This is a genomic window from Halalkalibacter okhensis (assembly GCF_000787375.1).
GTDB classification, from domain to species: Bacteria; Bacillota; Bacilli; order Bacillales; family Bacillaceae_D; genus Halalkalibacter; species Halalkalibacter okhensis.
This window is the reverse complement of record NZ_JRJU01000001.1, coordinates 1-16,317: the sequence shown is the minus strand read 5'-3', so window position 1 is coordinate 16,317 and position 16,317 is coordinate 1. Positions and strand designations below refer to the sequence as shown.

The following is a 16,317-nucleotide window of genomic DNA, read 5'->3' as shown; positions in this document are numbered from 1 at the left end:
GAGGAGGAATTGATGTGACAATTATTACAGAAACGGCATCATATTTACAGGAGAAAATGGGAGAAAACCCTACCATTGGTTTAATATTAGGTTCAGGGCTAGGTGTACTAGCAGATGAAATTCAAAATCCGGTGAAAGTTCCGTATAGTGAAATTCCTAACTTCCCAGTGTCAACGGTTGCGGGGCATGCTGGGCAACTTGTATTTGGAATGCTAGAGGGAAAGCAAGTCGTAGCGATGCAGGGACGTTTTCACTTTTATGAAGGATACAGTATGGATGTTGTTACGTTCCCCGTTCGAGTCATGAAAGCATTAGGTGTCGAACAAATCATCGTAACGAATGCAGCTGGTGGTGTGAATGAATCATATGAGCCAGGTAATTTAATGATCATTAAAGATCAAATTAACAACATGGGACAAAATCCATTAATTGGCCCAAATGATGAAGCTTTTGGAGTACGTTTTCCGGATATGTCTAGTGCTTATTCAGAACGTCTTCGTGCGCTTGCGCGAACACAAGCGGAAAAAATTAATATAAGCGTACAGGAAGGTGTGTATGTAGGAAATACGGGACCTTCGTATGAAACACCAGCTGAAATTCGTATGCTGCGTACGTTGGGTGCTGACGCTGTTGGGATGTCAACGGTTCCTGAAGTGATCGTTGCTCGTCATGCTGGACTGGAGGTACTCGGTATCTCATGCATTTCCAATATGGCAGCAGGTATCTTACCACAGCCTCTTACGCACGATGAAGTGATCGAAACAACAGAAATGGTAAAATCAAATTTCTTATCTTTAGTAAAAGCAATTGTGAAAGAAATGTAATGGGGAGATTTATTTAGACTTAATGATTAAGCAAATGCTTGGGCAGGAAATCGTCTCAACGGTCGAAAGGAACTTTTTTTATTTGAAAAAGGATGTGACGTAGATGCGAATGGTAGATCTTATTGAGAAAAAAAGAGATGGTCATGAGTTATCAAAAGAAGAAATTCGTTTTGCTATTGAAGGTTATACGAATGGGGATATTCCAGATTATCAAATGTCAGCACTTGCGATGGCCATCTTTTTTCAGGACATGACAACAGACGAACGTGCGGAATTAACAATGGCGATGGTACAATCTGGTGATCAAATTGATTTGTCTGCAATAGAAGGTGTAAAGGTAGATAAGCATTCAACAGGTGGAGTAGGCGACAAAACAACAATTGCTTTGGCGCCTCTCGTTGCTGCAGTTGGAGTTCCTGTTGCGAAAATGTCCGGGCGTGGCTTAGGCCATACTGGCGGAACAATTGATAAGCTAGAAGCTATTCCTGGGTTCAGCGTTGAAATAACCACCAATCAATTCACTGAATTGGTGAATAAAAACAAACTCGCTGTTGTTGGCCAGACAGGCAATTTAACACCTGCTGATAAGAAACTTTATTCATTAAGAGATGTAACAGCTACAGTTAATTCAATCCCTCTTATTGCTAGTTCAATTATGAGTAAAAAGATTGCTTCAGGAGCCGATGCCATTGTACTAGATGTGAAGACTGGCTCGGGTGCATTTATGAAAGAATTGAATCAATCAAAAGAATTAGCACAGGCAATGGTGAATATAGGTAAGAGCCTTGGGCGTGAAACGATGGCGATTATCTCTGATATGAACCAACCGCTTGGAAATACGATTGGAAATGCATTAGAAGTAAAAGAAGCGATTGAGATGCTACAGGGCGAGGGACCGGATGATTTGCGGGAGCTATGTTTAACACTCGGAAGTCAAATGGTTTATTTAGCTAAACAAGCAACGTCTATAGACCAAGCGCGTCAAATGCTTAAAGAAGCAATAACAAATGGAAAAGCACTTGAAGCTTTGAAAGTATTTATTGAAGCTCAAAATGGAAATTCTTCCATCGTCGATCATCCAGAAACCCTTCCAGAAGCGAACTATAAATTAGATGTTCAGGCAAAAGAAGCTGGAACCGTTTCGGCCATTGTCGCTGACAAAATTGGAACAGCTGCTATGCTACTTGGAGCAGGGAGAGCAACGAAGGATTCGGAGATTGATTTAGCGGTAGGGATTGTTTTACATAAGAAAATCGGTGATTATGTTCAAGAAGGGGAAGCGATCGCAACATTACATGCGAATAAAGAAAATGTAAGCAACGTCATTGAAATGGTGCAAGCTGCGTATTCATTTTCTAGTGGTGATGTGGATAAACCGACACTGATTTATGATGAGATTTATTGAATGATTCTTATGTTTTGAAGAAGAGGCTCTACACGTTGCTTAAAGGCCACTGAAAAAGGTGAAAATCATACCTTTTCAGCGGCTTTTTTTGAGTGTGCTCTTTTATTTTGTATGAGTAACTTTTAAAAGGAAGATCAACATAAAAGGACATGAAAAGGGTTGGCTTCTTCATGTCCATTAAACGTCGATTATTTTTTTGTAACAGCTTCAAGAGCTACTTCCATCATGTCGCTGAAGGTTGTTTGGCGTTCTTTTGAAGTTGTTTCTTCACCAGTTAAAATGTGGTCGCTTACTGTGAGGACAGAAAGCGCTCTTCTATCAAATTTAGCAGCAAGGGTGTAAAGAGCTGCTGTTTCCATTTCGACAGCTAAAATGCCATATTTTGCCCATTTTTCTAACTCAGCATTGTCATTATAGAACATATCAGCCGTAAAGACATTTCCAACTTTTAGATTCAATCCTTTTTCAAGTCCAGCATCATAGGCTTGCTTTAGTAAGTCAAAATTTGCTGTAGGAGCGAAGTCAACTCCACCAAATGTTAGACGGTTCATTTGTGAATCGGTTGAGGCGGTCATGGCTAAAATTACATCTCTTACTTTAACATCTTTTTGAATGGCGCCACATGTACCAACACGAATTAAGTTTTGAACATTGTATTCTTGCATCAGTTCATTAACGTAAATAGAAATGGACGGCACTCCCATTCCTGTTCCTTGAACAGAGATTCGCTCGCCTTTATATGTACCGGTAAATCCTAACATGCCTCTTACTTCATTATAGCAAACCGCATCTTCTAAAAAAGTTTCAGCAATATATTTCGCTCGAAGCGGGTCTCCTGGAAGAAGAATCGTTTCCGCTATCTCACCTTGTTTTGCTCCAATATGTACACTCATATTATGCCTCCTATGACCTTCTTGAAGGTAGGTTTTTTTCTTTCATTACTATAACATAAACCATCACCATCTCAAATCTTTTAAGGTTGGAATATGTACTTTACTCATTTTGTGATAAAAATGAGCTTGCAATGGACGATATCCAGTGCAAGCTAGGGTGTTAACAAATATCTTCTTCTGTTTCCTTTGAAGCAATCGATGTTAAAGATCCAGTACGTGTATTTACAGTAAAAGCTTCTATTCTAATGCGCTCTGGGATGAGTGGGTGTTTTTCTAATAAAGAAAGACTTGCTTTTAATACGTCGTCAACGTTCTCAGTTGGACCCTTTAGCCATGACAGAACATCTTTTTTTACAATACGACTATATTCAATGGTCTCAAGAAGGTCTTGGTCAATTCCATCATGCTTCAACTGATTTAGAAGAATTTGTTGATTAAACTTAGGAGTGCCCTGTTTTTCAGGTGCTATCAGGTATATTTGATTTATACCTTGCTGGTAGATAGCTAAAATAATGTTTCGGACCATACAACCATAAGGCTGTGTTACAGCAGCACCTGCGCTTGAAAGAACGAGTAATTGACTTGTTTCAATGTTGAGCCATTGTGGGAGTCTTTGCGTGAATTCATGTTCACAATCAGCAATAACTAGTATTTTACTGCCCAATTTATTTTGGTTTAGTCGTTTTAACATTTGAATTCCCCCTTAAAATGAAATGAACCATTGAGCAAGTTGATAATATAATGGGATTCCGATAAGTAGGTTAAATGGAAACGTAATACCGAGTGCAAGGCCTAAATAGATGGATGGATTAGCGTCAGGTACAGAAGTACGCAAGGCTGCAGGTGCAGCAATATAGGATGCACTTCCTGCAAGCACACCCATTAAGGTAATTCCGCCAAGAGAAAGCCCTATGACAGTTCCGACAAGTACTCCTAAAATCCCTCCAACGACAGGCATGATGATTCCAAAAAGAAACAGTTGTAAACCATGCTTACGTACTTCAGGTAATCGTGCACCGGCAGTTAATCCCATGCTAAGGAGAAAAAGAATTAATACACTGCCATATAGATCAATAAATAATGGTTGAACTGTGGGCAGTGCTTGCTCTCCAGCAACGAGACCAATGAGTAGGGCACCAAGTAAGAGCAAAATGCTTTTTCCAAATAATGCTTCTTTTAGTACTTCTTTATCAATCCAAGTTGTTAAAGGGGAGGTAAAGGCAACGGTTTTTGATGAAAAAACATGTGCCTCCGATTTCTTTTGTTCCATGATCTTCAAGAGGACTAATGACACGATAATAGCAGGACTTTCCATTAAAACAACCATGGCGTTCATAAACCCTTCATACGTTGTTCCAATTTGATCAAGAAACGATATAGCCGCTCCATACGTGACAATACTTACGGATCCATAAGTAGCTGCAAGAGCAATGGCATTCTTTTTATCAATTTTGATTGTTTTTAAAAGAAGCAACGTTACAATAGGCAAAATAGAACCGAGAAATAAGGTGCCAATTACTGGTGAAATGACCTCTCCTAATGAGTATTTGGATAGTTCAATTCCTCCTTTTAAGCCAATCGCTACAAGTAGAAAAATGCTTAATGTTTCACTAAGAGCACTTGGGAATTTTAAGTCTGACTTTACAAGAGCGGCAAATAAACCAAGCACAAAAAATAAGACAACAGGTGATAATATGTTTTGAATCATAATTTCGTACATTGTTAAAAATCCTCCTTTTTTGACTATTTGAATATAAAAAAACCGCCAATTAGAAAGTTGGTTTCGTCTGATGTAGACGCTACTGCTTTCGTAATTGGCGGTTTATCTTTAACGAGCAATTGCTTTTTAAAGATCTCCCTTATTCATTTAAGTTAAGGTTTTCTCTAAGTCGGTTGTTAATTTAAATACCATTAATCTTTCGCCAGTTTTTGTACTTATATCTGTATGTAGCGTCATGACTTCAATTCCCACTAAATCTTGGATAAGCTCACCTAATGCATCACGACCAGACTCCACAAGCTCACAGCGAATTTTTTTGATTGATAACCGACCCTCATCTTTTTTGCAAAGTGCATATTCAGCTGGAGTCAATACCCCTTTAAGTGTCACAATGACCATATCTCGAAGGATATCTGTTTTTACGGAAACGGAGCCACGTCCTAAGAAATCTTTTTCCCATTGAGTTAAAGCTTTCGAAATAGCAGCTTCCAGTGATCCTTTTGTTCGTACCATGAAGGATACCTCCTAAAATGTGTAAAAGAAACAATGCTGCAAAAAAGGCATATCCCTTCAAAGAGAACAATGAAGAAATACGCCGATTTACCATAAATGTCTAAGGTTGAAGTTGTTTTCCCCTTTTTCATCATATCGATTTCTTATCAATAAGACGCTAAAGAGAATTAAGCTTCTTCCCTTCTCCATTTGATCACTCGGATCTAAGTTATTATAAATCATAGCTTGATATAGAGGAAGTGTCAATATTATATTTTCAGAATCTTACAGAGAGGTAGAACAATTTTCTTTTTGTAAAATATTTTTTTAAAAAAAGAATTGTCTAAATAGTAATAATTCATTATAATGATGAACAATAAGTTAAAACCAACTCATTTTCTTGGTTTTGTCAGCTAAAGAAACAACATATAAGGAGGGAGGCGAACAAATGGTGAAGAACATAAAAGTGCAAGCATCTCCTAGCTATTATGCCTGTGAAATAGGAGTATACGATCGTCTGCCTTCTCTCTTGATAGAGGGAAAAGTGAAAAGAGCATTGTTCATTCATGGGAAAAAGTCACTTGAAGCTGCTAGAGAGCATCTGCCTTCTTTTGATCACATAGAAACTTACTTTGAGCAGTATGTTGAAGAATGTTCTATAAGTGAAATTGAACGTTTAACCAAACTTGGTTCAACAAAGTGCTGTGATGTCATTATCGGAATAGGCGGCGGAAAAGTAATGGATTTAGCCAAATCCGTAGCGAATGAGATGAATGTGCCTGTCGTTTTGCTACCTACGCTTGCATCACAATGTGCAGCATGGACACCTTTGAGTGTTATTTATTCGGATACAGGTGATTACATTAAATATACGACCTTTCTGAAAAATCCTTGGATGGTACTAGTGGAACCTACTATTATCGCTTCTTCACCTGTCTCATATCTACGGGCGGGAATTGGAGATACTTTAGCCAAATGGTATGAAGCAAAGGCGTTAACAAAAGGATTAGATTACATGCGTGTGCCTGTAAAGTTATCACTTCAAACGGCAAATCTATGCCAAGAGCTTATTCTTAAGGAAAGTGAACAAGCATTAGAAGCATTAACAAAAAAAGAAGTTACACCTTCTTTATTAACCATTATTGAAACGAATATAATGGCGGGAGGTCTTGTTGGAGGACTAGGCGATGATTATGGTAGAATAGCAGCCGCACATTCGATTCATAATGCATTAACACAATTTGAAGAGACACATCATTTTCTACACGGAGAAAAAGTTGCTTATGGTATTCTTGTTCAACTTGCACTTGAAGGTGAGTTAGAGGAAATGGAGGAATTGCTGTCTTTCTATGAGCAGGTTGGCTTACCAGTTTCTTTAAAGGAACTAGGCTTAACAGAAGATGATGAGCTCCTTGAAAGAATAGCAAGCAAAACACTTCATCCAAGTGAATCGATTCACTTTATGAATCAATCGTTCACAACAACTGAGGTTGTTCACGGAATTCAAACCGTTGAAACATATAAAAAGATAGAGAAAAAAGAGTGGGGGAGAGATTAAAATGAAAAAAGTATTATTTTCTATGTTAACAGCTTTATCAATGATAGGCCTTGCAGCTTGTGGAGGCGGTGGGGAAACGAGTACTGGTGAATTATCTGAAGATCAATTAAAAGTAGGAGTAACAGCTGGTCCTCACGAACAAATTATGGAAAAAGTAATTGAGTTAGCAGCTGAAGAAGGCCTTGAGATTGATATGACGGTTTTTACTGAATATGTTATGCCAAATGTAGCGCTAGATGAAGGGGAATTGGATCTGAATAGTTTCCAACATAAGCCATATTTAGATAACTTTAAAGAAGAACGTGACCTTGATTTAATAGATGTTGCTACAACTGTTAACTTTCCTATGGGAATCTATTCTACTGGTATTTCCGATGTAGCTGACTTAGAAGAAGGGGATAAGGTAGGTTTACCGAATGATCCAACAAATGGAGCACGTGCGTTAATCTTGTTCGAAATCGCTGGTTTAATCTCTCTTGATCCTGATGCTGGGGTTACAGCAACAGTTAATGATATTACAGAGAACCCACATAACTTAGATTTTGTTGAGCTTGAAGCATCCCAAATTCCACGACAACTAGATGAATTAGCAGCAGCTGCTATTAACACAAACTTTGCCATTGAACATGGATATGTCCCAACAGAAGATTCGATTTTTATTGAACCAAGTGATTCACCTTGGGTGAATGTACTTGCTGTTCGTACAGAAAATGAAAATGATGCGGTAGTTCAAAAGTTTATTGAAATCTATCAATCTGATGAAGTAAAGCAATTCATTGAAGAAGAGTTTGCCGGTTCAGTTGTATCATCATGGTAAAGTAATCTGAGAGTGGTGACGATGGTCACCCTCTTTTTTAATTAAGGAGTTGACGAAACATGATCGAATTAAAGCAGGTATCAAAAACATTTGTGTCAAAGAAATCAACGGTTAAGGCGTTAGATAATGTTTCTATCCATGTGAAAAAGGGTGAAATTTATGGAGTGATTGGTTATAGTGGTGCCGGGAAAAGTACACTCATTCGTTGTGTAAATATGCTAGAAAAGCCGAGTGAAGGAGAAATCGACGTTAACGGGGTATCCATGACTAAATTATCAACGAATAAACTTCGTGAAGCGAGACAAAACATCGGAATGATCTTTCAAGGGTTTAATCTTTTGAAAACAGCTACTGTCTATGAAAATATCGCGATTCCATTAAAGCTAACAGGGATTGCAAAAACGGAAATTGATGAGAGAGTGAAAAAGTATTTAGCTGTTGTTGGTCTAGAAGCGAAAGCTGATTCGTTTCCTAGTCAGCTTTCAGGTGGTCAAAAGCAACGAGTGGCCATTGCCCGAGCTCTTTCCCATGAGCCAGATGTCTTATTAAGTGATGAGGCAACGAGTGCTCTTGATCCAGAGACGACAGAATCAATTCTTTCATTGCTTTTAAAGATAAATAAAGAATTTGGAATTACGATCTTGTTAATTACACATGAAATGCATGTAGTTCAAAAAATTTGCGATAGGGTAGCTGTAATGGAGAATGGAAAAGTCATTGAAGAAGGAAAAGTTATTGATATCTTCTCGAAATCAACAACAGATACAACAAAGAAGTTTATCAATAGCCTATTTCCAGAAGATATTCCCACTGAGGTGCTTAATTCATTAAATGAACAAGGCCCTGTGATTCGTTTGTCCTTTGTAGACCACTCCACAGGGAAGCCAGCTCTTGCTGAAGTGGCTAAGAAATTTGAAGTGTACACCAATATATTATCTGGAAACATCGTTCAATTGAAAAACGAGCCGTATGGTCGAATGGTTATTCACTTACAAGGAATACAAGAACAAACGGAGGCGGCCATAACTTATTTAGAAGCAGAGGGTGTGCACGTAGAAAGGGTGAATTTATAACATGTTTCAAATAACTGAATTTTTAGATCGTTGGGGAGATCCTATATGGAAAGCAACCATTGAAACGTTTCAGATGGTTTCAATTTCATTAATCATTTCTATTGTTATTGCCTTGCCTTTAGGAACACTACTTGTTTTAACAAGACCTAATAAAAGTTTAGAAAATAAATTTGTCTATCAAGTATTAAATATTGTTATTAATATTACACGCTCGATCCCATTTATTATTTTACTGTTCTTTATTTTACCTTTTACCAAATTTATTGTTGGAACATCAATGGGGGTTAAAGGGGTAATTGTACCACTTGTTGTGTACACAGCTCCCTACATCGCAAGATTAATGGAATCAGCGCTGCTTGAAGTTGATAAAGGAGTATTAGAAGCCTATGAAGCGATGGGAATTAAAACGAGGCATATCATTTGGCATGTTATGGTCCGAGAAGCAAGACCTTCTCTTATTTTAGGTTTAACGATTGCCACTATCGGGTTGATTGGTGCAACCGCCATGGCCGGACTGGTTGGTGCTGGTGGACTAGGAGACTTAGCCTACCGTTTTGGACATTTGCGTTATGAACCAGAAGTGATGTACGCAACAGTCATTATCCTCATTATTCTAGTACAGGGTATTCAATCATTAGGAAACCGAGTTGCAGCTAGGTTGAAAAAAGATTAGAGAGGAAGGGACAAAAAATGTCACAAACTATTGGTTTTAGATCTCCTGAAGAGTGGGAACGAGTTGCTAAAGAGCGTTTAGAAAAAGGCGCGTTTGAATACATTCAAAGTGGTGCCGGAATAGAAGAAACTCTTCAAAGCAATACGGAAGGATTTAAGCAATGGAAAATAGTCCCTCGTGTTTTACGGAATGTATCAAAAGTGGACTTGACGAAAGACATCCTTGGAACAGTTTCTCCGGTTCCCTTTGCTCTAGCACCAGTAGGATTTCAAACAATCATTCATCAAGAAGGAGAATTAGCTGCAGCAAAAGCTGCTGCAATTCATCAAGTTCCGTATACCGTTAGTACGGTTTCGACGAGTTCAATGGAAGAAATAGCAAAAGTGATGGGAGATGCTCCGCGTTTCTTTCAACTGTACTGGCCAAGTGATGACGATATTGCTTTAAGTTTTGTGAAACGCGCGGAGAAATGTGGATATTCAGCTATTTTTGTTACAGTCGATACCCCGATCCTTGGCTTTAGAGAGCAGGACAAACAAAATCAATACTTTCCATTAAGTAAAGGACAAGGCTTAGGGAATTATTTGACTGATCCTGTTTTTAAAGAGAAGGCGAAGTTAATCACTGAAGAAACGCAAGAAGCGATTGCGGAAGTCTCCTCTCGTTTGTTTAATCCATCATTAACATGGGAAAACGTTAAGTGGCTCCGTTCGAAAACCAACCTACCTATTGTCCTAAAAGGGATTTTACATGCAGGTGACGCAAAGTTAGCTATGGACCACGGAGTTAATGGAATTGTCGTTTCAAATCACGGAGGAAGACAACTAGACGGTTCAATCAGTAGTATTGATGCATTGCCAGCTATTGTTGATGAGGTGAAAGGCCAAATCGACATCCTCTTTGACGGTGGCATACGTCGTGGTTCAGACGTAATCAAAGCGCTTGCCCTAGGTGCCGATAGCGTTTTAATTGGTAGGCTTTTTGCTTACGGACTCACAAATGGGCAGGACGGAGTAGAAACGGTCATTACGCAATTAATAGCTGAAATCCAATCAGCACTTGCATTATCGGGTGAAACAGATTTATCTTCTCTGCAACAAATCGAAGTAGTAAAAACGTAAATAGAGATAAGAGTGTTTTTTTATGAATCAATTATGAGATATCAAATGTCCATGGTTGAGTTGTGAAGAGGCACTCTTTTTTGAAGTTAGCTACTATTAAAGTTTTGATTGATTATGATCAAAGCTATCTAGTTGATTCAGGTGAACAAAGGTAAAGAACACAGATGCATCGGTTTTATATGGATGATCGATTTAAAACTTTTCCTATAGTAAAGATGCATACGGAAAAGGGTCAATTTGATCAAATACAGGCGTACAATGATGAAAATGACACAGCTGAAGACAGAGGGGATTGAAAAGGGCGGGGAAGTCTTTTTAATCAACGGTCTCAAAGAATTATTGGAGAATGTGGTATTTTAACTGTTCCGCGTATTAAGGGTCATCTGTTTATTTCTTTTAAGTCTAGTATTTTTCCTTTTCAGTTCCTTCGCTGTCCAAAAGGTATTTTTTGACCTTTTGGACAGCCTGTTCGTAACATTATTTCTTTATTTAGAGCTTTCAAAAGCTTCGAAAGCAAGTGTGACGATCGTTCGGTCATCCATTGGCGGATTATGAAGTCCGGCCCGAACATCACGGTAGTAGCGTTGGATTGGATTTTCTTTAAATAAGCTTTGAGCCCCGACAACTCGCATCGCTCGGTCAACAATGTTTACCGCACTATTAACAACTTGATATTTCACTGCACTTAGTTCAGATTGCATCGCTAGGCGCTCATTTTGAGAACTTGTATCCCATTTTTTTGCAACTCCATATAAAAAATATCGTGCTTGAATTAAATCCGCCTCATTTTCTCCTATTTTGACTTGGACGTTTGGAAGGTCTTTTATCGACGTAGATAAACTATTGGGAGAATAGGTTTTTGCGAATTCAACCGCAAAGTTTTGAGCAGCTTGGGCTATTCCTAAATAACAAGCCGGAATATGCAAAAGCCAGCCAGCTGGACTTTTTTTGCCAGGATGAATGATTTCAAGGAAATGATCTCTTGGTATACGGACATTTTTTAAATGGAGATCATGACTTGCTGTTCCTCTCATGGCAATAGAATTCCATGTTTCCTCAATTTTTACTCCCAGGTCTGTGTGATGAATTAAAAAGTTTCCTACCCGGTCGTCTTCCATTGTTGCTGAAACGATAAAATAATCGAGCGCTGGTGCCATAGATGTAAAGCTCTTTCTACCGTTAATGACCCAGGCATCTTTTTCTCTTTTGGCTATGGTCGTAGGCTTTCCACCCCGAGTTGGACTGCCTGTTTCAGGCTCTGAGGCTGCAGCATTTAATAATTTTCCTTCATGTAGCACTTCATAAAGAACGCGGTCTAGAATATTTTCAGGCCAAGATCGATTTTCAGTGATTTGAGTAATGATCCCCATATGCCATCCAATGGATAAGGATGTTGAACCATCATATGTAGCAATCACTTCTTGTAAAGAAAGCCAGTCAACTAATGGGAGACCTACTCCACCAAATTCTTTTGGAATCGTGAGGGTGGTATAGCCAATTTCTTTTAGCTCTTGAATGTTTTCCATTGGAAATGTGTTTTCTTCATCATGCTTTTGTGCACGCGACAAAAAGGCTTGAGCAGTTTGGTGAACGATCTGCTTTCTCTCTTCGTTCGTATCCACTGTTTGAAGATTCATATATCCTCCTCCGTTCACTTGTTTTTACCAGTTTATCACAAAGGAGGATAGATTAAGAATGAATTGCATGCAAAGGAATTGCTTCATAATAATAAGGTTGTTCAAGCATGGCAAACTAACCGTTGTGATGTTAAGGCCTGATGAATACAGATGTACCTATTGGGACGGTGTGAGCTAATTCTTCAACATCGTGATTAAACATTCGAATACAGCCTCGTGAGACATAATGTCCAATTGATTGAGGATCGTTTGTACCGTGAATTCCATAATGTTTCTTTGACAGACTCATCCACATTGTACCAAAAGGTCCTCCTGGGTTTGGTGCTTTATTAATGATAATAAAATCCCCAACGGGTGTTTCGTGCAGAACACGACCTACACCAACAGGGTAAACCTTTTGAATCTGATCTTGAGCCATTAAGGTCAACGTTCGATTGGTAAGTGAGACATGGATAGAGAAGGGGATCATTTGGGGAGAGGGAAGGCCTGGTATATTTAGTCTTTGCCCAATAAGAATCCAATCTGGATTTATACCGGGATTTGCTGCAACTAACTCTTGGAAAGGAACTCGATAGTCTTCCGAAATTGAAAATAATGTCTCTCCTGCTTGAACGGTATGAATCATGCACATCCTCCTTTTTACTTTTGTATCAACCTATGTAACTTTTGAGTGAATAGAACGTTACATAGGTTGAAAATGAAATTGTAATTATTCTTTGAGAATGAAAGGGATTATTGTATCTCATTCTATTCTTATGGTTTAATAAAGGTAATATGGAAATGGAAAGGGAGATGATTTTATGAGACCGTTGCAAATTTCGGCTGAAACAGCGCAGAAGCTATCAGAGTCGTTAAATGTCCCAATTGAACAAATTATGCATATGCCTCAACATATTTTGTTAGCGAAGCTTGCTGAGTTACAAGAAAGTGAGAAAAAGGATAAATAAACCGAAACTTAAAAAATCAGCATGTATAAAAACGCGAAGAAACGGGGATCGTATCTTCGCGTTTTTGGTGTTTCATGTAAGAAAATACAAAAATAAATTAAGAAATTCTTAAGATGTTTGCTAACGGAATGTTAAGATTTCCTAGCTACAATGTAACTAACACTTGAGATATATAAATTTCGAAAGGAGGGAAGGCCAGATGAATGAGTATTTTGTATTGGTTGTTGATGATGAATTGGAAATTCGTGATGCAATTGAAATTTATTTAAAAAATGAAGGGATTACCGTGATTAAGGCAAAGGATGGGATTGAAGCTTTAGAAATATTAAATGAACAGGCAATCCATTTAATTATTTTAGATGTAATGATGCCCCGACTAGATGGAATCGCAACCACGTTTAGAATACGTGAAGAAAAAAATATACCGATTATTATCCTGAGTGCCAAGAGTGAAGATACAGACAAGATTCTAGGCTTGCAAGTAGGAGCTGATGATTATGTTGCCAAACCTTTTAATCCGCTCGAATTGATAGCTAGAGTGAAATCGCAACTTAGGAGGTATGTTACTTTAGGTACTTACGAAGGGATGGAAAAGGTTATTGATCTAAATGGTTTGACATTGGACCAATCAGCAAAAGAAGTGAAAGCTCATGGTGAAAGTGTCAAACTAACACCGATTGAATACAAAATGGTAGAACTGCTTATGACCCATGCAGGGCGTGTGTTTTCAATACATGAAATTTATGAACGGGTTTGGAAGGAACCGCATTATAATGCCGAAAATACAGTTGCTGTTCATATTCGAAAAATACGAGAAAAAATTGAAATTGATCCGAAAAATCCAAGATATTTGAAGGTGGTGTGGGGAGTTGGATACAAAATGGAAAAATAGAGCGTTAGTGCTCGGCTGGCTCGTATTATTCACGTTTGGGATAAGTGGTGTGATAGCAGGATGGACTTATGGAATAGAATTTAGCACGAAGGATTTTTTTCAATCGGACGAGTTTGAGTATCAATTTGAAGACTTTGTTAATCAGCTAAGTGTCTATGAATTAAATCAAATGACAAAAGAAGAAGTAAAAGAGGCCATTATTATTACCGAAGATGAAATTGAAGAACATCGATATCGGTATGGAGATTTGTCAGATCAAATTGCGACAATAAAGGTTCAGTATGAAGATTTGATTCAAGAAGCATTACAGGCTGAGAATCAAGAGGCAGCGGATGCCTATCAAGCTAAAAGGGATCAGAAAATTGAAGATATTACAGATAATTTCATGAGTGACGAGCACATCCGTGCAAAAATTCTAAAAGAAAAGGAAGCAAGAATTGATGAATACTTTATAAAGTTAGAACAAACTCGTTCCAATTTTTCTCAGTTAAAGGGCGGCTTTCATTATTACTTTGAGGATACGGAAACGGATGAAGTGTTTACGAATGTCTCGGTAAAAAGCGACGAAGTGAATGACTTTTTTGCTAGTAACAAGATGCTTTATGTGCAAAGTTATCCATCAAAAACAAGTGGCTATTTTCAGGCTGGTGTGGATCAATTTGAGGCTATTTATTACGATGAGTTGGTCACTCCTGTACTTCAGACTCGAACAAGAGTATTTGAAGGAAAGATTGCCATCCCTCATTCTACTGCAGGAGCAAGCCCCATTTTAACTTCTTACTCTGATTATCAACAGAGAAAGTGGGGCTATATTATTTATACGTTTGTCGGTGTCATTCTACTTATAGCTAGTTTTTTCCTAAATAAAAGGTTGAACATAATGAAGAGACTTCACTTAAGAAGGTTTGAATCATATTATTTAGTTATTCCTATAGATGGAAAAGCCTTCTTATTTATGATCAGTTTGTATATTGTTTTACACAACATAAATCAATTAGTGCATAGCCCGTATTATTTATTTAATGTAGAACATGTTTCCCGTTTTTATGAAAACTTTTTCTTGAGTTTGTTGACGGCCACACTATTTATGGGGTTAGTCTTTATCCAGGGCAAATATTTCATGGAGTTGCTTAAAGATAAATCGGTGATGAAGCAAGAGGGGCAAAAAGCATTGGTTTATAAGGCGTATCAAACGATGATTGAGGCCTTTTCTCATACTAGGGTAGGTCTCCAAGTGATGATCTATTCAGGAGTCGTTTTTCTATTTGGCGTTGGGGCAGTCATAAGTTTATTTGATCCAATTATCTTTTTCCTCTATTCAATGTTTGTATTTATTGTAGGTCTTCCGGTATTTACTATACTTATGAAAAGGATAGGCTACTTTAACCGAATTGCAGCAAGTGCGAGACATGTAGTAATAGGACAACTTGAAGAAGACATACCGGTAAAAGGTAAATCAATTTTAGCAACGCTTGCTAGAGATATCAATACTTTAAAACAAGGGATGAAACGTTCTCAAAATGAGCAAGCGAAAAGTGAACGATTAAAAACAGAGCTTATTACGAATGTAAGTCATGACCTTAGGACCCCTCTTACGTCTATTATTACGTACACTGAATTATTAAAAGCGAATGACGTCAAAAAAGAGGATCAAAATGCCTATATTCAAATTATTGATCGAAAATCTAAACGCCTAAAAGTGTTAATTGATGATTTATTTGAAGCATCCAAAATGGCCAGTGGAAATATTGAATTAATGAAAGAGAAGGTAGATATCGTTCAATTATTGCAGCAAGCTCTTGCAGAATATAATGAAGAAATTGATGGCTCCACGTTGCAGTTTCGAGTTTCTACTCCGGAACAGCCAGTGTCAGTTGTGGTCGACGGTCAAAAAATATGGCGAGTTTTTGATAACATTATCGTCAATACATTACATTATTCATTAGAAAATACGAGGGTGTATATAGCTATTAAAACAGAAGGAGATTCTATTATCATCTCATTTAAAAATATCACAAAATATGAATTAGGTGAAAATATCGATGAGTTAATGGAACGGTTTAAGCGTGGAGATACGTCGCGACATACGGAAGGATCTGGACTAGGTCTTGCCATAGCCAAATCAATTGTTGATTTACATGGGGGGAATCTAGATATCGAAGTTGATGGAGATTTGTTTAAAGTGATGGTTACTTTATATCAGTAAGACAATATGGTAAAGGTGTTCCAAAAAGGAACAAAATATATGTGAGGGCACTGAAACAA

At 37.9% G+C, this 16,317-nt stretch carries 16 protein-coding genes; 10 read left to right on the top strand and 6 right to left on the bottom strand.

The features are described from left to right. Window positions 1-14: 14 nt before the first annotated feature. A complete protein-coding gene (locus LQ50_RS00080; protein ID WP_373279157.1) occupies window positions 15-824 on the top strand; it encodes a purine-nucleoside phosphorylase in 810 nt (269 codons plus the stop codon). Between the two features lie 103 nt (window positions 825-927). Further along, window positions 928-2,229, top strand: a complete 1,302-nt coding sequence (locus tag LQ50_RS00075; protein ID WP_152608132.1) for a pyrimidine-nucleoside phosphorylase — start codon at window positions 928-930, stop codon at window positions 2,227-2,229. A gap of 188 nt (window positions 2,230-2,417) precedes the next feature. Here the strand turns inward: LQ50_RS00075 and deoD are convergent, their stop codons facing one another. The 4 genes from deoD to LQ50_RS00050 form a co-directional block, all read right to left on the bottom strand. Further along, on the bottom strand, window positions 2,418-3,122 hold the full coding sequence (gene deoD, locus LQ50_RS00065; RefSeq protein WP_034624815.1) for a purine-nucleoside phosphorylase: 705 nt from the start codon (window positions 3,120-3,122) through the stop codon (window positions 2,418-2,420). A 160-nt stretch (window positions 3,123-3,282) separates the two neighbouring features. Further along, on the bottom strand, window positions 3,283-3,813 hold the full coding sequence (locus tag LQ50_RS00060) for a carbonic anhydrase (RefSeq protein WP_034624814.1): 531 nt from the start codon (window positions 3,811-3,813) through the stop codon (window positions 3,283-3,285). A 12-nt stretch (window positions 3,814-3,825) separates the two neighbouring features. Next, window positions 3,826-4,842 carry a sodium-dependent bicarbonate transport family permease gene (locus LQ50_RS00055; RefSeq protein WP_034624813.1) on the bottom strand — a complete coding sequence of 339 codons (1,017 nt, stop codon included), beginning with the start codon at window positions 4,840-4,842 and terminating at the stop codon, window positions 3,826-3,828. Between the two features lie 147 nt (window positions 4,843-4,989). Further along, window positions 4,990-5,355, bottom strand: coding sequence for a Na-translocating system protein MpsC family protein (locus tag LQ50_RS00050; protein WP_034624810.1), 366 nt, complete (start codon window positions 5,353-5,355; stop codon window positions 4,990-4,992). A 427-nt stretch (window positions 5,356-5,782) separates the two neighbouring features. Between LQ50_RS00050 and LQ50_RS00045 the strand changes: the two genes are divergently transcribed. From LQ50_RS00045 to LQ50_RS00025, 5 genes are read left to right on the top strand one after another with little or no spacing between them, the layout of a single operon-like run. Continuing rightward, entirely contained in the window at window positions 5,783-6,892 is a 1,110-nt protein-coding gene (locus LQ50_RS00045) for an iron-containing alcohol dehydrogenase family protein (RefSeq protein ID WP_034624809.1), read from the top strand. A gap of 1 nt (window position 6,893) precedes the next feature. Next, window positions 6,894-7,709, top strand: a complete 816-nt coding sequence (locus LQ50_RS00040) for a MetQ/NlpA family ABC transporter substrate-binding protein (RefSeq protein ID WP_034624807.1) — start codon at window positions 6,894-6,896, stop codon at window positions 7,707-7,709. 59 nt (window positions 7,710-7,768) lie between these two features. Next, window positions 7,769-8,782, top strand: coding sequence for a methionine ABC transporter ATP-binding protein (locus LQ50_RS00035; RefSeq protein WP_034624806.1), 1,014 nt, complete (start codon window positions 7,769-7,771; stop codon window positions 8,780-8,782). Window position 8,783: 1 nt separating this feature from the next. Then, complete coding sequence (locus LQ50_RS00030; protein WP_034624805.1) at window positions 8,784-9,455, top strand: methionine ABC transporter permease; 672 nt, start codon at window positions 8,784-8,786, stop codon at window positions 9,453-9,455. A gap of 17 nt (window positions 9,456-9,472) precedes the next feature. Next, window positions 9,473-10,576, top strand: a complete 1,104-nt coding sequence (locus tag LQ50_RS00025; protein ID WP_034624803.1) for an alpha-hydroxy-acid oxidizing protein — start codon at window positions 9,473-9,475, stop codon at window positions 10,574-10,576. 485 nt (window positions 10,577-11,061) lie between these two features. On the opposite strand, the gene LQ50_RS00020 is transcribed toward LQ50_RS00025, so the two are convergent. Both LQ50_RS00020 and LQ50_RS00015 read right to left on the bottom strand, forming a co-directional pair. Next, window positions 11,062-12,213 (bottom strand): acyl-CoA dehydrogenase family protein, encoded by a 1,152-nt coding sequence (locus LQ50_RS00020; RefSeq protein ID WP_034624802.1) that lies wholly within the window; start codon window positions 12,211-12,213, stop codon window positions 11,062-11,064. Between the two features lie 130 nt (window positions 12,214-12,343). Beyond that, window positions 12,344-12,838, bottom strand: coding sequence for a L,D-transpeptidase family protein (locus tag LQ50_RS00015; RefSeq protein ID WP_034624800.1), 495 nt, complete (start codon window positions 12,836-12,838; stop codon window positions 12,344-12,346). Window positions 12,839-13,013: 175 nt separating this feature from the next. Between LQ50_RS00015 and LQ50_RS24560 the strand changes: the two genes are divergently transcribed. The 3 genes from LQ50_RS24560 (at window position 13,014) to LQ50_RS00005 (ending at window position 16,258) form a co-directional block, all read left to right on the top strand. Then, complete coding sequence (locus tag LQ50_RS24560; protein WP_070808098.1) at window positions 13,014-13,160, top strand: YycC family protein; 147 nt, start codon at window positions 13,014-13,016, stop codon at window positions 13,158-13,160. A gap of 199 nt (window positions 13,161-13,359) precedes the next feature. Next, a complete protein-coding gene (locus tag LQ50_RS00010; RefSeq protein WP_034624798.1) occupies window positions 13,360-14,052 on the top strand; it encodes a response regulator transcription factor in 693 nt (230 codons plus the stop codon). Then, a complete protein-coding gene (locus LQ50_RS00005) occupies window positions 14,030-16,258 on the top strand; it encodes a sensor histidine kinase (protein WP_034624796.1) in 2,229 nt (742 codons plus the stop codon). The genes LQ50_RS00010 and LQ50_RS00005 overlap by 23 nt, the downstream gene beginning before the upstream one ends. The last annotated feature ends 59 nt before the right edge of the window (window positions 16,259-16,317 follow it).

Excerpts from the sequence above, each read along its gene's own strand:
- LQ50_RS00075 (WP_152608132.1), top strand. The coding sequence starts at position 928 with ATGCGAATGGTAGATCTTATTGAGAAAAAAAGAGATGGTCATGAGTTA.
- deoD (WP_034624815.1), bottom strand. The coding sequence starts at position 3,122 with ATGAGTGTACATATTGGAGCAAAACAAGGTGAGATAGCGGAAACGATT.
- LQ50_RS00060 (WP_034624814.1), bottom strand. The coding sequence starts at position 3,813 with ATGTTAAAACGACTAAACCAAAATAAATTGGGCAGTAAAATACTAGTT.
- LQ50_RS00055 (WP_034624813.1), bottom strand. The coding sequence starts at position 4,842 with ATGTACGAAATTATGATTCAAAACATATTATCACCTGTTGTCTTATTT.
- LQ50_RS00050 (WP_034624810.1), bottom strand. The coding sequence starts at position 5,355 with ATGGTACGAACAAAAGGATCACTGGAAGCTGCTATTTCGAAAGCTTTA.
- LQ50_RS00045 (WP_034624809.1), top strand. The coding sequence starts at position 5,783 with ATGGTGAAGAACATAAAAGTGCAAGCATCTCCTAGCTATTATGCCTGT.
- LQ50_RS00040 (WP_034624807.1), top strand. The coding sequence starts at position 6,894 with ATGAAAAAAGTATTATTTTCTATGTTAACAGCTTTATCAATGATAGGC.
- LQ50_RS00035 (WP_034624806.1), top strand. The coding sequence starts at position 7,769 with ATGATCGAATTAAAGCAGGTATCAAAAACATTTGTGTCAAAGAAATCA.
- LQ50_RS00030 (WP_034624805.1), top strand. The coding sequence starts at position 8,784 with ATGTTTCAAATAACTGAATTTTTAGATCGTTGGGGAGATCCTATATGG.
- LQ50_RS00025 (WP_034624803.1), top strand. The coding sequence starts at position 9,473 with ATGTCACAAACTATTGGTTTTAGATCTCCTGAAGAGTGGGAACGAGTT.
- LQ50_RS00020 (WP_034624802.1), bottom strand. The coding sequence starts at position 12,213 with ATGAATCTTCAAACAGTGGATACGAACGAAGAGAGAAAGCAGATCGTT.
- LQ50_RS00015 (WP_034624800.1), bottom strand. The coding sequence starts at position 12,838 with ATGATTCATACCGTTCAAGCAGGAGAGACATTATTTTCAATTTCGGAA.
- LQ50_RS24560 (WP_070808098.1), top strand. The coding sequence starts at position 13,014 with ATGAGACCGTTGCAAATTTCGGCTGAAACAGCGCAGAAGCTATCAGAG.
- LQ50_RS00010 (WP_034624798.1), top strand. The coding sequence starts at position 13,360 with ATGAATGAGTATTTTGTATTGGTTGTTGATGATGAATTGGAAATTCGT.